We start from the raw sequence: 15,753 nt of genomic DNA, 5'->3' as shown, positions 1-15,753 counted from the left end.
TGATTCAGACCCCATCAAAACACAACATTGGTAACAATTTAGAAACTAAAAACTAACAATGTCATTTTTGCGTTGTTTTTAACCCTTTTTCAGCTATTGCTGCCAAGGCTAAAACTGCCAGTTTGGGATTTAGATCCCATTTTTCGTTATATTTATACCTTTATGGCGGTTAGCTCAACCATTTTTCTTGCAAACATGTTACCTAATCGCTGCCAATATTTTACAATTGAGGAACAATTCAAGGTGAGATCGACACAATAAAAATACATTAACCAATTGATAAACATACAAATAAATTAGTATTGGCACCATTTTAATGACAGAATTATCTTAGCAAAACCCGCCGATAACTATTTTTCACTTTTTTGTATTATCGCTCAAAAAATTAACAATATGTGTCCAGGCATAACTATGCAATGAATTATGATACGCATGCTTACTATATTGATTGAGCGCAAAAAACGGCGGCTTATTGGGCGAAATTTAACAAATAGGGCAAGAGGAACTGCGGGGGATAATAGCGGCAAAGGGAGCGCCTGCGGCGTCTGCCCTTCACTTTTTACTCACTATGCTTTTTTCATCGCATTTTTTTGCGGGCGACTGGCATAGAGATACAACAGCATGGCAACAATAATACAAAACGCCATCGAGCTTACCATCGGCCAGGCACTCCGGGAGGGAGCCATCGACAGCAACGTCCCCACGATAGCACCGATACCAAACCGTAAAGTCCCCGCCAAAGAAGAGGCGGTTCCCGCCATATGTGGGAAGCCATCCAGAATAACCGCCATAGCATTCGAGGTGATCATCGCGATACAGCCGACATAGGCCGCCACCCCTAGAACCAATGCCCAGAATCCCAGCCCGGTAGCACAAACCACCAGCAGCCAGATCCCCATCACGAATTGAACCAACATACCAAAGCGGAACATTTTCAGGGCGCCAAAACGGCGAACATTGCGGCTGTTAATCAGCGTCATCAAGAATAAAAAGACGATATTCAGTGCAAAATAATAGCCAAAGTTCTGCGGTGAAACGCCGTTTAAGTCGATATAAACAAAAGGCCCGGCACTGAGGAACGAGAACATCCCGGCAAAAGAGAAAGCACTCGCTAACATATAGCTCAGAGCTTGTTTATGGCGAAATAGCGTGGCGAAATTACCGATGGTGGTGCGCAGATGAAAGCGTTGCCGCTTCTCTGGTGGCAGGGTCTCCTTAATAAACAGAAACACCAGCACCGCACCAATCAATGCCGCGCCGGCCATGGTCCAGAAAATAGCATGCCAGCTAAACCACACCAGCAGTGCGCCACCGATAATCGGTGCCAGCAGCGGTGCGATAGTCATCACCAACACCACGAAAGACATCATTCGGGAGAAATCATCTTTGGTGAACATGTCACGCATCAATGCATTAATCACCACACTGGCGGCGGCGGCAGATAAACCATGCAGGAAGCGCAAGTTAATCAGTTGCTCAACCGACTGCGCCATGGCACAAGCCATTCCTGCCAGTGCAAAGATTAGCGTGCCCCAGAAGATAACCGGCTTGCGCCCTATGCTGTCAGCCATTGGCCCATAGAACATCTGCCCGATAGCAAACCCCAGCACATACGCGCTCAGAGTCATCTGCACCGCACCACTCTCGACGCCAAACTCTTGCGCAATAATGGGCATACTCGGCAGATACATATCTATCGCCAGCGGCATCAGCATCGACAGCAAACCCAGGATAAAGATTAAGCCAAAGTGGGATGTCCGGTTCTGCGCTTCATTTTGGTTACTGGCATGCACGTTCAACAACTCCTTCAATAACTTACGGCAGGTGATATCGACTGCGGGTCGCGTGGGAACCGCTCACCCACGCGACGATAGAAAAGCGATTACAGATGGGGAGCGCCTACGCTGGCAATCTCTTCCGCCGTGAGCGGGCGATACTCACCGGGGGCCAAATCGTCATCAAGTTTCATCGCGCCGATACGTTCACGGTGCAGCGCCAATACCCGATTCCCGACGGCTCCAAACATACGTTTTACCTGATGATAGCGCCCCTCGCTGAGGGTTAACCGCACCAGCTGTGGCTCGATAATCTCGAGCTGAGCGGGCTTGGTCAGCGACGTTTCATTATGCAGCTGTACGCCGTCAGCAAACCGCTGCGCCGTATCTTCCGCGACCGGATGCTCCAGTGTCACCAAATAGGTTTTTTCACAATGATGGCGTGGGGAGGTAATCCGGTGCGACCATTGACCATCATCGGTCATCAGCACTAACCCCGTGGTATCAATATCCAACCGCCCGGCAGCATGCAGCTTGTAAGCCACTGGCTCATCAAGGAAATAGAGTACCGTCGGGTGATCGGGATCTTCTGTCGAACACACATAACCCTGCGGCTTATTCAGCATAAAGTAACGTGGGCCAAGGGTTTGCTGTAATGGGTTGCCATCGAATCTCACGTCGCTCTCTGGTGTCAGCTTAATTGCACCACTTTTGACCACTTCGCCATCAATCGTGACCCGTTTGGCCCGCAGCTCGCGCGCTACCAACGCCCGGCTAACACCTAATTGCTGAGATAAAAACTTGTCCAATCGCATTGAATCTACTTTGCCTGTTGTATTGTCGTGCCACTGACGGGCACGATACCCGCACTCACACCTGCCAACGACGACAGAGTGCTAATAATACGGTATGAAATAATGAAGCAGTAAAGTTGTATAGGGGAAAATCATTTGCTGCCTAACCGACCTGATTCATCAGTATAGCGGCGGTTGCCCTATCATCCTAGGAACAGTTACTCAAAAAAACACTATTGAGAAAGGATCAGCCCCTGCTGACGCAATGTACATCCTGACTCCTCGTCATTCACCGCCAAGGCTCTCGCGTTGACCACATCAGACAGGCATAATAATAGAAAGTTTTTCGTTATGAGGAGAGATAAATGTCACTCATACAATGCAGGCAATTGTTGCAAATGGTGAATGGATTAAGCGCGATAACGCCCCACTTCGGGCAAGTGCTTTAATGGCCTTTACGCTACGCCCCTATCAGCAAGAAGCGGTAGACGCCACTCTCACCCACTTTCGTCGCCATGCCGAGCCAGCACTGATTGTCTTACCCACTGGCGCGGGTAAAAGTTTAGTTATCGCCGAATTGGCGAAACTGGCCCGTGGTCGCGTGCTGGTGTTGGCCCATGTCAAAGAGCTGGTGGCGCAGAATCACGCCAAATACTGTGCCTACGATTTAGAGGCTGATATCTTCGCCGCCGGACTACAGCAGCGCCAAAGCGAAGGGAAAGTGGTCTTTGGTAGCGTACAGTCTGTGGCACGCAATCTCCCGCTATTTGATAGCGCCTTTTCGCTGCTCATTATCGATGAGTGTCACCGCATCAGTGACGAAGATGACAGCCAGTATCAGCAAATTATCCAGCATTTACGCACCACTAACCCACGGCTACGGTTATTGGGACTGACGGCGACCCCCTACCGGTTGGGCAAAGGCTGGATCTATCAATTCCACTATCATGGCATTACCCGTGGTGATGAAAAAACACTGTTCCGCGATTGTATCTATGAATTGCCGCTGCGTTACATGATCAAACACGGCTTTCTAGTACCGCCGGAGCGGCTGGATATGCCGGTCGTGCAATATGATTTCAGCCGCCTGACCAGCAATAGCGATGGCATGTTCCGTGAGGCGGATCTTGATCGGGAGCTTAAACAGCAACAGCGCATCACCCCACATATTGTTAGCCAGATAGTGGAGTACGCCGCCCAACGGCGCGGGGTGATGATTTTTGCCGCCACCGTCGAGCACGCCAAAGAAGTACACGGATTACTGCCCAAAGGCGAGGCCGCGTTAGTGAGCGCTGGCACTCCCCCTGCCGAGCGAGATGCGCTAATCACCGCATTTAAGCAGCAACAACTGCGCTATCTGGTTAATGTGGCAGTGCTGACCACCGGCTTTGATGCGCCTCATGTGGATCTGATTGCCATTTTGCGCCCCACAGAGTCGGTCAGTTTATATCAGCAGATTGTCGGCCGGGGCTTACGGCTCTCACCGGGTAAAAAAGATTGCCTGATTCTGGATTATGCTGGTAATCCCCACGACCTGTTCACTCCCGAAGTGGGTACTAGCAAACCTCATAGCGGCAGCCAGCCGGTGCAGGTCTTCTGCCCAGATTGCGGTTTCGCCAATATCTTCTGGGGGAAATGTACCGAGTCTGGCGAGATAATTGAGCACTATGGCCGTCGGTGTCAGGGCTGGTTTGAGAATGACCAGGGCGCGCGAGCGCAATGTGACTACCGCTTCCGCTGCAAATCCTGCCCCCATTGTGGCGCAGAAAATGATATCGCCGCACGCCGCTGTCATCAGTGTCAGGAGGTGCTGGTTGATCCTGACGACATGCTGAAAGCCGCGCTAAAACTGAAAGATGCGCTAGTGTTACGTTGTGGCGGCATGAGTCTGGAAACCGGCCATGACGCTAAAGGCGAGTGGCTGAAAATCACCTATTACGATGAAGACGGCACCCATACCAGTGAGCGCTTTCGCTTAACCACAGCCGCGCAGCGTATGGCATTTGAGCAGATTTTCCTGCGCCCCCACCAACGCGCACCGGGTATTGCCCTCAAATGGCAAACCGCAGCCGATATCATCGCGCAACAAGCGCTGTTACGTTACCCCGATTTTGTCGTTGCCCGTCGGCGTGGGCAGTGGTGGCAAATCAGAGAAAAGATATTTGATTATCAGGGCCGTTTTCGCCGAGCTGACTCCCTAGCTTAAGCCGCATCTAGCCTGAGATTTTCGCAGTTTTATTTGCTGTCTGGCTGATATTTCGCTAGAATGTCGCCCGCTTTGCTCTGGGTTTACCCAATCAAAGCCGAGTATCGAACCTGTTGCTGGGTCGCCTGTAGCAGGGTAAATTTCTTAAGAGAAAACAAAATGACCACTATCAAAGTAGAAGTACGTAACGACCAGGGTAAGGGTGCGAGCCGCCGCCTGCGTGCAGCAAATAAATTCCCGGCAATCGTTTACGGTGGCACAGAAGCAGCTATTTCTATTGCTCTTGACCATGACACCACCAAAAACCTTGAACTGAAACCGGGCTTTTATGATTCCGTACTGACTCTGGTTATCGACGGTAAAGAGACCAAAGTTAAAGTACAGGCTGTTCAGCGTCACGCTTTCAAGCCAAAACTGACTCATATCGACTTCGTTCGCGTTTAATCGCGTCGCTGTCAATATTCGGGACGCCGAAATAAAAAACGCCGCTTATGCGGCGTTTTTTATTGGCTCAATAACATTACAATACAAACTGTTACGGCTTACCTGAATGACGCTGCAACTGATCACGCAGATTCGGTGGCGTACCTTTAATAGTCAGTGTATCTGTTGCCGCATCCCAGAAAATACGCTCACCCAGCAGTAATACATCAAAATTGATACTCAACCCACCGCCACTGCCCGCGAACTTGGTCAACTGACGCAAGGTGCCGCGATCCGCCGGGAAGCTCTCTTCCAATGCATAACCCTGCTCAGCCGTGAATTGCTGAAAATCTTTTTCACCAAACTTCGGCAGCTCTTGAGCCAACTCCTGCAAAGCAATCTCTTCGCCAGACTGTAACTGCTCATTGCAGTAGCTATAGACCTGCTGACGGTATGCCTGGCGCTCATTTTTGCCTAACTCAGCATCTGCGCAATAGTCATCGACGGCTTGTAATAAACCACGGTTTTGCGCTTTGGTATCCAACCCTTCGGCTGCCGACAGGAAATCCATAAAGAAATCAGATACTTTTCGCCCTATCCGCCCTTTCAGGAAGGTCAGGTAACGGGTCGATTCTGGATTATTTTCCCACTCAGTCAAATCAATACGGGCCACAATATCAGCGCGGTTAATATCAAGATAGTGGGTGGTACTCAGATCAAGCTGCTCATTCACTCGCATACTATTACAGCTGCTCAGCACCGAGATCAGCAAATATTCGGTTGCCAGATAGCGGTACTGGCAAAACAGCACCACACCACCTTCAGCAAACGGATATTTGGCTAACTCGTCACGTAAACGCCCAGTCGCCGCACGGCTAAAGCTGAGGAAGTCTTCATCACCCTTACGGCATCGTTTCAGCGCATCCGCCAGCTCACTTTGCTCATTAAACAAGCCATAAGCTTTGTTTTTGGCACTGTAAACACGATGCAGCTCGGCCATCATCTCTTCAACGACAGCATTGGCAGGTAACAGGGAATCGCGCAACACCACATCAAGCGTTTGTTCATCACGCTTAATCAGTTGATGTAAGGCAATCTGGTCGATATCCAGACTCATGATAAATACTCCTTTTGGCTAGGGGCGTATTCAATCACTGATACCTGAGAGCTGCAACCCAAAAGCGACGGCACCCCTCAATTAATGGCTAATGATTCTTAATGCTATAAAATAGCGGAAAAGCGCGTCTCTATACGGTAAGATGTGGGACTTTGTCAGGTGTTGAGTACAATTTTTATGGCACAATCATCCCGTTATAGTGACGAACACGTTGAACAACTACTGTCTGAATTGGTCTGCGTACTGGAAAAACATCGTACCCCAACCGATCTTTCATTGATGGTGTTGGGAAATATGGTAACAAATCTGATCAATACCAGCATTGCCCCTGCGCAACGCAAAGTATTGGCACGTTCTTTCGCTGAGGCTCTTCAGGCTTCAGTACGTGAAGATAAAGCTCATTAATTTATCGGCCAAAACTGCAATCTCAATATGGTGACAAATCGTCAGCGCTATCGTGAAAAAGTCTCCCAGATGATCAGCTGGGGGCACTGGTTCGCCCTATTTAATATTCTGTTCAGCCTGGTGCTGGGTAGTCGCTATCTGTTTGTCTCCGATTGGCCCTCATCGCTGATTGGCCGTATCTATGCCCTCGTTAGCTGGCTTGGGCACTTTAGCTTTATCGTTTTTGCCGCCTATTTGCTGGTGATATTCCCCCTCACCTTTGTGGTGATGTCACAACGGCTACTACGTTTTCTTTCCGCCGCCTTCGCTACTGCCGGTTTAACCCTGCTATTGGTGGATACCGAGGTCTTCACCCGTTTCCATTTACACCTTAATTCGGTGGTATGGGAGTTAGTGGTTAACCCGGATCAAACAGAACTCGCGCGCGATTGGCAATTGATGTTTATCTCAGTGCCGGTCATTTTTTTGGTCGAGATGCTTTTTGGCACCTGGGCCTGGCAAAAACTGCGCAGTCTTAATCGGCAGCGCTTTGTTAAGCCACTGGTGGCAGTATTTATTTCCGCATTCTTTGCCTCGCATCTGATGTATATCTGGGCTGATGCCAACTTCTATCGCCCAATCAGTATGCAGCGAGCAAACTTGCCACTCTCCTACCCGATGACCGCCCGTAAATTCCTCGAGAAACACGGCTTGCTTGATCAGCAAGAGTATCAGCGCCGCCTGATGGAACAAGGCACGCCGGATGCACTGGCGGTTGAATATCCGCTAAACCCGATTACTTTCAGCGATAAAGGCAGCGGCTATAACCTGCTATTGATTGTGGTGGACGGTATTCGCACCAGTAGCCTACAAAAAGATATGCCAGCACTGGCAGAGTTTGGCCGGGAAAACATCCAATTTGATCACCACTACAGCTCGGGAAACCGCCAGGACACCGGTTTGTTTGGCCTGTTTTATGGAATATCGCCTACCTATTTAGACGGTGTTCTCTCTGCCCGCGAACCATCTGTATTTATGACGGCATTGAGTGCGCAGGGTTATCAGTTTGGTCTGTTCTCATCCGATGGCTTTGAGTCACCACTCTACCGTCAGGCGCTGTTAGCTGACTTCACATTGCCAGCGCCAGTGACACAAACAGACAGCGAAACCACGGCCCAATGGCAACAATGGCTATCAACAGCCAAAAACAATGCGCCTTGGTTCTCATACATTAACCTGAACGGGGCAAAGGAAGCGCAAGATCCGATCACCGGGAAAAAAGTAGCACTGCCGACTGACTTTATCCAAAACTATCAATCAGGTGCGAGAGATGTGGATCAGCAGATTGCCACTATTCTGGACACCCTAAAGCAGAGTGGGCAGCTCGATAAAACCGTGGTTATTATTACTGCAGCCCATGGCGTTGAATTTAATGACAGCGGTAATAATACTTGGGGCGCGGGTAGTCGCTTTAATCGCCAACAGCTCCAAGTACCATTAGTGGTTCACTGGCCGGGAACCCCCGCACAGACCGTGAATAAGCTAACCAATCATGAAGATATCATGACCACACTGATGCAGCGGTTATTACATGTCAAAACGGCATCAGAAGATTACTCGCAAGGGGAAGATTTATTTGCTGCACAGCGTAATAACAACTGGGTGGCGACAGGCGACAATGGCACCCTCGTTATCACTACGCCGACACAAACGATTGTGTTAGATAACAACGGTGAATATCGTACCTATGATGAGCAAGGCAATGAAATCAAAGATGAAAAGCCACAGCTCCCACTGTTATTGCAAGTGCTGACAGATATAAAACGTTTTATTGCGAACTAGTTCTAAAAACAGAACATTGAGTGTTCGAAAAATAGGCGGTTGTTTTGCCAAGCCTTGCATTAGTAACGATAAAATGTACTATAAAAGCCGTAGCATCGGCATGTAGCGCAGCCTGGTAGCGCACCGTCATGGGGTGTCGGGGGTCGGAGGTTCAAATCCTCTCATGCCGACCAAAATACCCAAAGAAAACCAATCCGTTAGGGTTGGTTTTTTTGTTTGTGGGATTTAGTGATGGTAAAACAATGGTAAGAGAATGGTAAAACTCCGTCTATATTTGGTCGCTATGGCTCAATACGTCTATTCAGTGTTGAGTCTATATATCGCTACTCTGCACCTACCTACACAATCGTGAAATATCAGCTATTTAACACAACCTTCAAAAATGCAACTACGCACAAATCTACACATATATGAAAATGTTTTGCCCCATTTGTGCCTAGAATAGACCGAGCAATTAAGCCAGGCTTTGTATTTTATAAACCTGATAAATCTCAACGATCGTTTTAAACGATCAATCTTTCATTATTGATCTGTCGAACCAATTTGAAAGCCTCGAACGAATGCCATTATCCTTATTGCTCACATAAATCATGATCATACCGTAAGGAAACTCGTTGTGATGGAATGGAAATTAATGACCGGAACTGAAAATTATTTTAGTCTCGCACCACAATGGGCCAAACGTTTAATCAATAGTGATGGCAAGCTTTTGTGGTGGGACGGGATGAGAAAATTCAAACCGATCAATGGTAGTGAATTCATACTCTCCGATCGATTTGAAGATGACTATCGGTTAATTGCAGAACGAAGGTTAGTACCTAGAGTTTAATTTCCGGGCCAAATAAGCCCAGTTTTATTGTACAACCAACTCAATGGGCATCCCTGCCCTATCTAATCCTACCCCCTATCATTCTCTATACATGGACACCAACACCATCGCGGGGTTTAATCCACATTCGTGCCGCGCCTGATTTTAGCTGTCATGTTGTTCAACTGGAGGGATCACAACTTCGTCTGGAAATTCCTGCTCAAACACGCCATCCACGTAGCCGAGGCCTATATTAGGGAATTCGCCCTCCTTTACCTTTACGGCAATGACGCTTTCAGGAGGACTCCACCCAGTACCATCTTTTTCATTAAACTCAACGCCGTCCCAAAGAACAACGTTGATTACTGTGCCGTTTTCAATCAATGCGTATTTACTCATTCTAATCACCATTCAATTACAACATAACCGTTTAAACCCGATGCGCCGCTGCCGCCAGGTGCAGTGACAGTAGACCTGTATGCGCCGCCAGAACCACTCCCGCCAGCACCATAACCATACCCGATATCAGCCGGAAGGTTATTGCTTATCGACCCTCGCCCTGCGGGACCAGCCTGACCAAAAGGCCCGCTTGCACCTTGACCGCCCTGTCCACCAGTAGCCGTGGTTGCTGAGAATGAATTTGTATTCTGAGCGGCACATCCACCTGGATAACCTGCACCACCACCTGGGCCACCATAATCGCTTGGGAAGCTTGTCCCGCCACCACCTACGAGGCCTGGAGATCCACCGCCTAGATTCATCAATGCCCCTCCAGCTCCGAGTTGAGTATTTCCTCCCGCTGTAGCATTATTCGCTGCTGCCGTTGCACCGGTTCCGCCAGTGCCAATCGTTACCGGGATAACTTGGCCCGGCGTGACAGTGATTGGTACATTCAGAGCTGGCTGACCAGCACCTCCACCAGACCCCCCCGTAACGAAAGAACTGCTGTTAGTGGCGAGTGAGGAACCCCCGCCACCTCCAGCTGCGCAGCCACTCACAAAAATCTGAGTAACACCGGCAGGAACGGTAAAGCTTCCGCTTGATGTAAAACGGGAAAATCCGTGGGGAGATACACCAAGGTTTGTGCGAGCAGCTGCGACTGCGGCGGCACCGGCGTTTTTAATTTCAACCAGGTTGTTACCTGTCTTTAGATATTTAGTGTCGGTTTCACTGCCAATTAATTTTTTTATTGCGGCCAGTACCTGGGCACGATTGCTTTTGTCTAAAACAATACCAGCAGCTTCCACTATGCCAGCCAGTTCCTCTTGGATAGCATCAAAATAATCATCATCTAATGCCGTGGCTGGCACGCCGGTTTGTGGGTTACCACGGGTAAAGCCGTTCTTGCCCGCGCCAAATTTATCAACCTGGGCGGTTGTGGTATCAATACGATGCATAAAGGGTTACTCCGGGTATAAGAAAGTCACATAGGTGTGCGAAGGACAAAGTTTGTTGATGACACATTCAGCTGTGGTATCACCCCACGTTCTCAGACTGGCAGTACAAACTGAGGTGCAGGTCATGTCAGTTATCTGCGTGACGGTTGGCATATTGACCTGCCACCAGTAGCGCCACTCTTCTGCATAAAGCGAATCAATGCAGGTCGAAGTGCAGCGAAAAACATCACTTTCAAACTGGGTGATAGTGGCATCCGGATAGCCCAATGCCGCCAGTTGTGCCAGATAAAACGCCTTGTTAATCCCGCCAGTGACATTAATTTTTGCATCCAGTCGCTGTTGCCGCTGGGCCAAGGTCTGTACGCCAGGCGGTGCGCATGAATCCGGCAAGCCGGTTAATTGTTCATAGCGGTCAATCAATTCGGTGGTGGTGCGTGGATCAACTTCCACCATTAAACCATCCCCACGCCGATGGACGCGGGAGTAAGACGGTGCAAGCCCCAGCAGTAGGGGATCACCCCCCTCCCACGCCGGGCCACGCGGCAGCAGGTTGGTTAATAACTGGCTATAGCTATCGATTAAGTCCACGTTAGATCTCCCACAATGGGCAGCTCAGTCGCGGCCAGCGGTATATCATCGGTCGGGCTGACCAGAACGTGCTTATATTCCCCAGTGGCGATACTGATAGCCTCGCTGATACGCGAGTGATCCAGTGTTCCCCCAGGCACCCCATCACGCAGAAACATAGCGCGTAGTTCGGCGATAACCGCATAGCGCACTTCTGGCGTATCTGGCGTGAGGCGAATATGGAACGGCACCACTTTTGCCACTGGCGCAAGGATATAGAGGCTGGCCCCCGCCACCGGAGCCAGCGGTAAGATGTGATCGCGCACCGCGCTGACCACCGCGTTATCCGGAATAGGGTTTTCAAGATTGCTGTTGGCCACCATCACACCGACCGTGCCAGTTCCCATCCAGTGGCGATAAGTCCAGGCGCGGGTAACACCAGGCACCTCTTTAGCCCAGATAATGTAATCACCATCTGCGCCACCCTGTGGAGTGTAATACCAGCGCTCAATGATGCGCGCCCGCCACTCATCTACTGGCTCCGCATCAGCGCCGCCCTCAATGCTGTCGGCAGCGGCAGACGAGGGCAGGCCATTAATCGGTTGAGCCAGCACCATGCTGATACCATCGTCAGTATTTCCCAACGTGCCAGCGACCGCACAAATGACGGGCGCTCGCAGTACACCGGCAACCGAGAGTGCCGCTGCCGTGGTGGTGTACTCCTGCAAATCATCACGTTGAATTACTCTGCCGGCAGGCACTTCAATACCGTTGGTGACGCCCTCCCAGCGCACAAAACCTGTCGCCGTTGAGGGTTCTTTGCGTGGGCAGCGTTTCATATTGCCGTGTCGCGCTAGCCAATCCTCATCACACAGATCCGGTAACAGGTTGCGGGCCAGATAGTCAATATAGCCATAAACGGTATGCACCGCCGCCGCATGCACCCGGCTGTAAACCTCGGTATCGGTACGGCGAAGAACGGCATCAGTTTGGAATCGAGAATTAAGGTCACTGCGGATTTGGGTAATGAGTTGGGGAAGTGTCGGGCGGTTAAATCCGCTGTCAGCCATTGAGTGCACTCCATAAATCATCGAATGTTATTAGCTGAGAACTGCCATCGTTGCGATACAGCGTTATTTCAGCAGTCAGTATGTCAGTGCCGCGCCGCTGTACATTGATGGCTATTCGTGAAACTACGCCGTCCTCTTTTAGCCAGGCTAATGCCTGATCCAGATAACCTCGCGCCAGCTCAACTGTTTTACTGGTCAGTGTGGTACGTTGGAGCAAGTACAAGCGGGAGCCAATACGGTCATTTTGTATGGTGGGATAGCTATCACCCCACCACCCCATGGGCTGCTCTGAATCATCATCGGGATCAGCGCGGCGCCAGGTAAAAAGAGAAATAATCACCGCGCGGGTTAGGCTATCCGTTGGGGTGGAAACTGATTGTTGTTGGCCGTTCACCATCAGGATCATGGGTTACTCCATCTTCTGGTTAGGCTTATCGGTGTTCGGCTCACCGTGCGGGTGAGTGTGCGAGTTGAACTGACCGCGCATATCCGCCATGGTGCTAGTTTTATCTTTAACATCAGCCTCAGACTCAATGTTACCGACTGCTTTTATCTCCCCTTTAGCTTCGATAAGCGGGGTGTTGAATACTGCTTTTTCTTCCGCGTTAACAATAAACTGTTTGGTGTTCAGCTCTATTTTGTTGCCGCGCTTGAGAATAATGCTGTCCCCTTCGTCGCTGTAAATGGCAACCTCCCCATCCTTTAGCCCTTTAATTCGGTACCGGCGATCAGCAACCACCAACACCACACCGTGAGAACGATCACCATCAGGGAAAGCAGCGAACGCTTCCGCGCCAGTATGTGCGGCGCTAGTGAAACCATAAGGCTCCAGATGTTCGATGTTGTCTTTTAACTCATCCGCTATCATCTGGATTTGCAGCATCTGATTTTTACTGCTGGAATCAAGGCGGCGAACCACAGCGCGCACCAACATATTTGACAGTCCACGCTGCAAGCAATTGAATAATCGACTCATTAGAATTCGTCCTCTTCGGCTTTCTTGCGTCGCTTGTTGGGGTTGGGTGGTTTTGGTAGGTAAGCATCGGGCGGCCCAACACGTAACTGGGTGATTGTTCCCTGCTCGTTTTTGCTGTAAGTCACCTCTGCTATCAACATTTTGCGGTTGTTAAAGCCAAGCACTGGATCAAACACCGTCACCAGTTGATTGGGTGACCACAAATCGCTGTTACCCTGTCGCCAACCTTGCACTGTATAAGTTACTTCATCGGTACGCGCCGCCCGCCGTAGCATTTCAAACTGGCTGCGTTCAATCACCGTGGAGCCAGTCGCATTACCGCTCTGTTTGATAACCATGGGACGATAGCGACTCACGCCACCGTCAACGGTTTTAGCCCGGATCGCATTAGTCGTTGCCGCGCCGAAATCGTCATCATTCCCCGACCGCTGGCCAGCGACTACGTATTCAGAAAAACGGTCTTTAATGCTCTGTTCCGTGTCACAAGAAATGATGTTCTCACCCAGTACCAGCGCGGTAACCGTGCGCGAAGCACCCACCGGACCAATGACCAAAGCACCGGCTGGATTGTCATAGGCCAGCACTTGCTGAATACCCATCATTTTATCGAGCACATCCACCACAGTTTCGCCGTAATCAACCTGCAACCCCTGCATGGGCGTATTTTCGACGCCAGCATTAACTACGGACACACCAAATGGCGCGGCAAGCTGGGTTGCTATCTGGACAAAAGAGCGGCCGGTAAATTGGGTTATCAGTGCGGAGCAGTCGATCAAGTCTTCGGTTTTACTGCGACCGACAATGCCCACCGATACTGAGCGGGCGTCATAGCGTACCGGTGTGGCATCGATATAGCCGGTGACCACCAAGTCAGTGCCAATCAACACTGTGACCTGATCGCCCTTTTTCACTCGCGGCTGAAGGTGTCCAGCTTCTTCACTACCAGGCCATTGACGAGTGATTTCTACATTAAAGTCGCGAGCCAATCGCTCGATACCTGCTGAGATAGATACAGAGGTCCACCCTACCCACTCGCGGCCATTTACCCGTAGCGTGACATCATTATTCATCGAATGGGTACCCGTAGTGTTTTAACCGGTACAAAGCCGGGATGGGTGATTTGGTTGCGACCGATAATGTCAGTTTCACGCGCGGCTGAGTCATACCAATCAGCCGCCAGCACCAACGCGGGCAGCACTTCATCTGGTGTTCGAAAGGTAGTTTTTTCTATCTGCTCGAGCCGCATGCTGATATCGCGATTCACATCGGCTCGAACGGTATTGATAGCCAGGAACAAAGCATCATCCGTCACCCGTAGCAGCTCCTGATCAATGGCTGTATTCAGTGTGTCGCGGATCTCAGTTAATGACTCATAAGTCACGGGCGGGGTAGCAGCTACAGCGTCGCTAAGCGAGGTGACCGCCGGATGGGTGACCAGCGGCAGTTGCGCCTGTGGGGTCACTGTTGCTGTCAATGGCGGGCGGGCCTGTGGTAAATCAGCCACACTCTGCGCGGCCTCAGTCAGGGCGGTGGTGCGGATAGCTTGCGCCACCACATTGCGCTGGGTGGTCTGGGTTTGAATGGTTTTGCTGTCGGTTTTCCATACCCCATGTGGAGCCAGATCACGACCCACGGTAAACCCGCTCAGCCCTTTAATTTTATTGATAATGTCGTCGCTGTTACCCAGCAGACTGTTACCCGAACGCCACATACGTTGCAGCCGGTTAACGAAATTCATGCCGGAACTGGGCGGCATCAGCAGCACCGATAAGTCGCCATCGAGCAAGCGGCCCGCGTCAGCAATAGCCGAGTTCACGCCGTCAAAGGTTTTAATAGCGGTGTTCATCATGTCGCTGGCATCGCTGATCACGCCGTTCTGGATAAAGTCAGCCATCCCCTCCAGCCCGAAATCCTTACCGAATGCATCAGTGACACAGTCGGTCATGGCATCACAGGAAGAAACCAGCTTCTGGCCAGTGGCCACACCAGAGGTGGGGAAAGAGAGTTCACCGGCTTCAACAAAATTAAAACTGATGGTGCACATACGGCCATCAGCCGCGCTATGGCTCACTCTGATCTCACCGTCAATACAGACATTTAGCTCGCCGTACTGCGGGTGGATCAGTTTCCCCGGCCCGGCCTGATTAATGGCGGTAATCAACTGATCACGCTGCGCCTGGTAATCATCACCAATCAGATAGGCTGAAAGGGTATCGCGGCGCGTCACCCGCCCCAGATCTTCGGAGTAAGGTTTATCGCGGTTGGGATATTCGTGGGTCTGTGTCCGGCGCCCGAAAGTGGCCTCATCATCCTGCGTTTTAAATGGCACACCACGAAACGAGGCCGGTAATAGCTTATCTTTCCAGCTCATACATTCTCCGGGCATAAAAAAAC

16 protein-coding genes and 1 tRNA gene are annotated in these 15,753 nt (G+C 50.4%); 6 read left to right on the top strand and 11 right to left on the bottom strand.

Annotated elements, in window-relative coordinates; all coding sequences use genetic code 11:
• Positions 1 to 566: 566 nt before the first annotated feature.
• Together FFE93_RS07430 and rsuA are read right to left on the bottom strand one after the other, a co-directional pair.
• On the bottom strand, positions 567 to 1,793 hold the full coding sequence (locus FFE93_RS07430; RefSeq protein WP_005274444.1) for a Bcr/CflA family multidrug efflux MFS transporter: 1,227 nt from the start codon (positions 1,791 to 1,793) through the stop codon (positions 567 to 569).
• Positions 1,794 to 1,882: 89 nt separating this feature from the next.
• On the bottom strand, positions 1,883 to 2,590 hold the full coding sequence (gene rsuA, locus FFE93_RS07425) for a 16S rRNA pseudouridine(516) synthase RsuA (protein ID WP_005274441.1): 708 nt from the start codon (positions 2,588 to 2,590) through the stop codon (positions 1,883 to 1,885).
• Between the two features lie 427 nt (positions 2,591 to 3,017).
• On the opposite strand from rsuA, the gene FFE93_RS07420 reads away from it, so the two are divergent.
• Both FFE93_RS07420 and rplY read left to right on the top strand, forming a co-directional pair.
• Positions 3,018 to 4,775 (top strand): DEAD/DEAH box helicase, encoded by a 1,758-nt coding sequence (locus tag FFE93_RS07420; protein ID WP_049601645.1) that lies wholly within the window; start codon positions 3,018 to 3,020, stop codon positions 4,773 to 4,775.
• Between the two features lie 159 nt (positions 4,776 to 4,934).
• On the top strand, positions 4,935 to 5,219 hold the full coding sequence (gene rplY / locus FFE93_RS07415; RefSeq protein ID WP_005274435.1) for a 50S ribosomal protein L25: 285 nt from the start codon (positions 4,935 to 4,937) through the stop codon (positions 5,217 to 5,219).
• Between the two features lie 91 nt (positions 5,220 to 5,310).
• Here the strand turns inward: rplY and yejK are convergent, their stop codons facing one another.
• Positions 5,311 to 6,315: a nucleoid-associated protein YejK gene (gene yejK / locus FFE93_RS07410; protein ID WP_049601523.1), complete on the bottom strand. Its 1,005-nt coding sequence runs from the start codon at positions 6,313 to 6,315 to the stop codon at positions 5,311 to 5,313.
• Between the two features lie 177 nt (positions 6,316 to 6,492).
• On the opposite strand from yejK, the gene FFE93_RS07405 reads away from it, so the two are divergent.
• The 4 genes from FFE93_RS07405 to FFE93_RS07390 all read left to right on the top strand — a co-directional run bounded on the left by FFE93_RS07405 (position 6,493) and on the right by FFE93_RS07390 (position 9,370).
• The gene (locus FFE93_RS07405; RefSeq protein WP_005274427.1) at positions 6,493 to 6,720 is read left to right on the top strand and encodes a YejL family protein; all 228 of its coding nucleotides are present in this window, start codon (positions 6,493 to 6,495) and stop codon (positions 6,718 to 6,720) included.
• 27 nt (positions 6,721 to 6,747) lie between these two features.
• Positions 6,748 to 8,541 (top strand): LPS biosynthesis-modulating metalloenzyme YejM, encoded by a 1,794-nt coding sequence (yejM, locus tag FFE93_RS07400; protein ID WP_049601528.1) that lies wholly within the window; start codon positions 6,748 to 6,750, stop codon positions 8,539 to 8,541.
• Positions 8,542 to 8,637: 96 nt separating this feature from the next.
• A tRNA-Pro gene (locus FFE93_RS07395) sits at positions 8,638 to 8,714 on the top strand.
• A 446-nt stretch (positions 8,715 to 9,160) separates the two neighbouring features.
• Positions 9,161 to 9,370: a hypothetical protein gene (locus FFE93_RS07390; RefSeq protein ID WP_138774996.1), complete on the top strand. Its 210-nt coding sequence runs from the start codon at positions 9,161 to 9,163 to the stop codon at positions 9,368 to 9,370.
• Positions 9,371 to 9,514: 144 nt separating this feature from the next.
• On the opposite strand, the gene FFE93_RS07385 is transcribed toward FFE93_RS07390, so the two are convergent.
• The 8 genes from FFE93_RS07385 to FFE93_RS07350 are packed head-to-tail and all read right to left on the bottom strand — an operon-like array spanning position 9,515 to position 15,730.
• Complete coding sequence (locus FFE93_RS07385) at positions 9,515 to 9,748, bottom strand: hypothetical protein (RefSeq protein ID WP_138774995.1); 234 nt, start codon at positions 9,746 to 9,748, stop codon at positions 9,515 to 9,517.
• Between the two features lie 5 nt (positions 9,749 to 9,753).
• Positions 9,754 to 10,746 carry a hypothetical protein gene (locus tag FFE93_RS21695; protein WP_138774994.1) on the bottom strand — a complete coding sequence of 331 codons (993 nt, stop codon included), beginning with the start codon at positions 10,744 to 10,746 and terminating at the stop codon, positions 9,754 to 9,756.
• A 6-nt stretch (positions 10,747 to 10,752) separates the two neighbouring features.
• Positions 10,753 to 11,334: a YmfQ family protein gene (locus tag FFE93_RS07375; RefSeq protein ID WP_138774993.1), complete on the bottom strand. Its 582-nt coding sequence runs from the start codon at positions 11,332 to 11,334 to the stop codon at positions 10,753 to 10,755.
• Positions 11,325 to 12,383 (bottom strand): baseplate J/gp47 family protein, encoded by a 1,059-nt coding sequence (locus FFE93_RS07370; RefSeq protein WP_138774992.1) that lies wholly within the window; start codon positions 12,381 to 12,383, stop codon positions 11,325 to 11,327. Before FFE93_RS07370 ends, FFE93_RS07375 begins: the two co-directional genes overlap by 10 nt.
• Entirely contained in the window at positions 12,376 to 12,789 is a 414-nt protein-coding gene (locus tag FFE93_RS07365) for a phage GP46 family protein (protein WP_138774991.1), read from the bottom strand. The genes FFE93_RS07370 and FFE93_RS07365 overlap by 8 nt, the downstream gene beginning before the upstream one ends.
• 3 nt (positions 12,790 to 12,792) lie before the next feature.
• Complete coding sequence (locus FFE93_RS07360; RefSeq protein ID WP_138774990.1) at positions 12,793 to 13,359, bottom strand: phage baseplate assembly protein V; 567 nt, start codon at positions 13,357 to 13,359, stop codon at positions 12,793 to 12,795.
• Complete coding sequence (locus FFE93_RS07355) at positions 13,359 to 14,429, bottom strand: phage baseplate assembly protein (protein WP_138774989.1); 1,071 nt, start codon at positions 14,427 to 14,429, stop codon at positions 13,359 to 13,361. The genes FFE93_RS07360 and FFE93_RS07355 overlap by 1 nt, the downstream gene beginning before the upstream one ends.
• Entirely contained in the window at positions 14,426 to 15,730 is a 1,305-nt protein-coding gene (locus FFE93_RS07350; RefSeq protein ID WP_138774988.1) for a DNA circularization protein, read from the bottom strand. Before FFE93_RS07350 ends, FFE93_RS07355 begins: the two co-directional genes overlap by 4 nt.
• Positions 15,731 to 15,753: the final 23 nt, after the last annotated feature.

Source organism: Yersinia sp. KBS0713 (assembly GCF_005937895.2).
GTDB lineage: Bacteria > Pseudomonadota > Gammaproteobacteria > Enterobacterales > Enterobacteriaceae > Yersinia > Yersinia bercovieri.
Note: the sequence above shows the minus strand (reverse complement) of the source record. Positions and strands in the feature narration are given on the sequence as shown.

Coding starts and splice junctions, on each gene's coding strand:
- yejM (WP_049601528.1), top strand. CDS start 6,748: ATGGTGACAAATCGTCAGCGCTATCGTGAAAAAGTCTCCCAGATGATC.
- rplY (WP_005274435.1), top strand. CDS start 4,935: ATGACCACTATCAAAGTAGAAGTACGTAACGACCAGGGTAAGGGTGCG.
- FFE93_RS07405 (WP_005274427.1), top strand. CDS start 6,493: ATGGCACAATCATCCCGTTATAGTGACGAACACGTTGAACAACTACTG.
- FFE93_RS07360 (WP_138774990.1), bottom strand. CDS start 13,359: ATGAGTCGATTATTCAATTGCTTGCAGCGTGGACTGTCAAATATGTTG.
- FFE93_RS07420 (WP_049601645.1), top strand. CDS start 3,018: ATGGCCTTTACGCTACGCCCCTATCAGCAAGAAGCGGTAGACGCCACT.
- FFE93_RS07385 (WP_138774995.1), bottom strand. CDS start 9,748: ATGAGTAAATACGCATTGATTGAAAACGGCACAGTAATCAACGTTGTT.
- yejK (WP_049601523.1), bottom strand. CDS start 6,315: ATGAGTCTGGATATCGACCAGATTGCCTTACATCAACTGATTAAGCGT.
- FFE93_RS07390 (WP_138774996.1), top strand. CDS start 9,161: ATGGAATGGAAATTAATGACCGGAACTGAAAATTATTTTAGTCTCGCA.
- FFE93_RS21695 (WP_138774994.1), bottom strand. CDS start 10,746: ATGCATCGTATTGATACCACAACCGCCCAGGTTGATAAATTTGGCGCG.
- rsuA (WP_005274441.1), bottom strand. CDS start 2,590: ATGCGATTGGACAAGTTTTTATCTCAGCAATTAGGTGTTAGCCGGGCG.
- FFE93_RS07350 (WP_138774988.1), bottom strand. CDS start 15,730: ATGAGCTGGAAAGATAAGCTATTACCGGCCTCGTTTCGTGGTGTGCCA.
- FFE93_RS07365 (WP_138774991.1), bottom strand. CDS start 12,789: ATGATCCTGATGGTGAACGGCCAACAACAATCAGTTTCCACCCCAACG.
- FFE93_RS07355 (WP_138774989.1), bottom strand. CDS start 14,429: ATGAATAATGATGTCACGCTACGGGTAAATGGCCGCGAGTGGGTAGGG.
- FFE93_RS07370 (WP_138774992.1), bottom strand. CDS start 12,383: ATGGCTGACAGCGGATTTAACCGCCCGACACTTCCCCAACTCATTACC.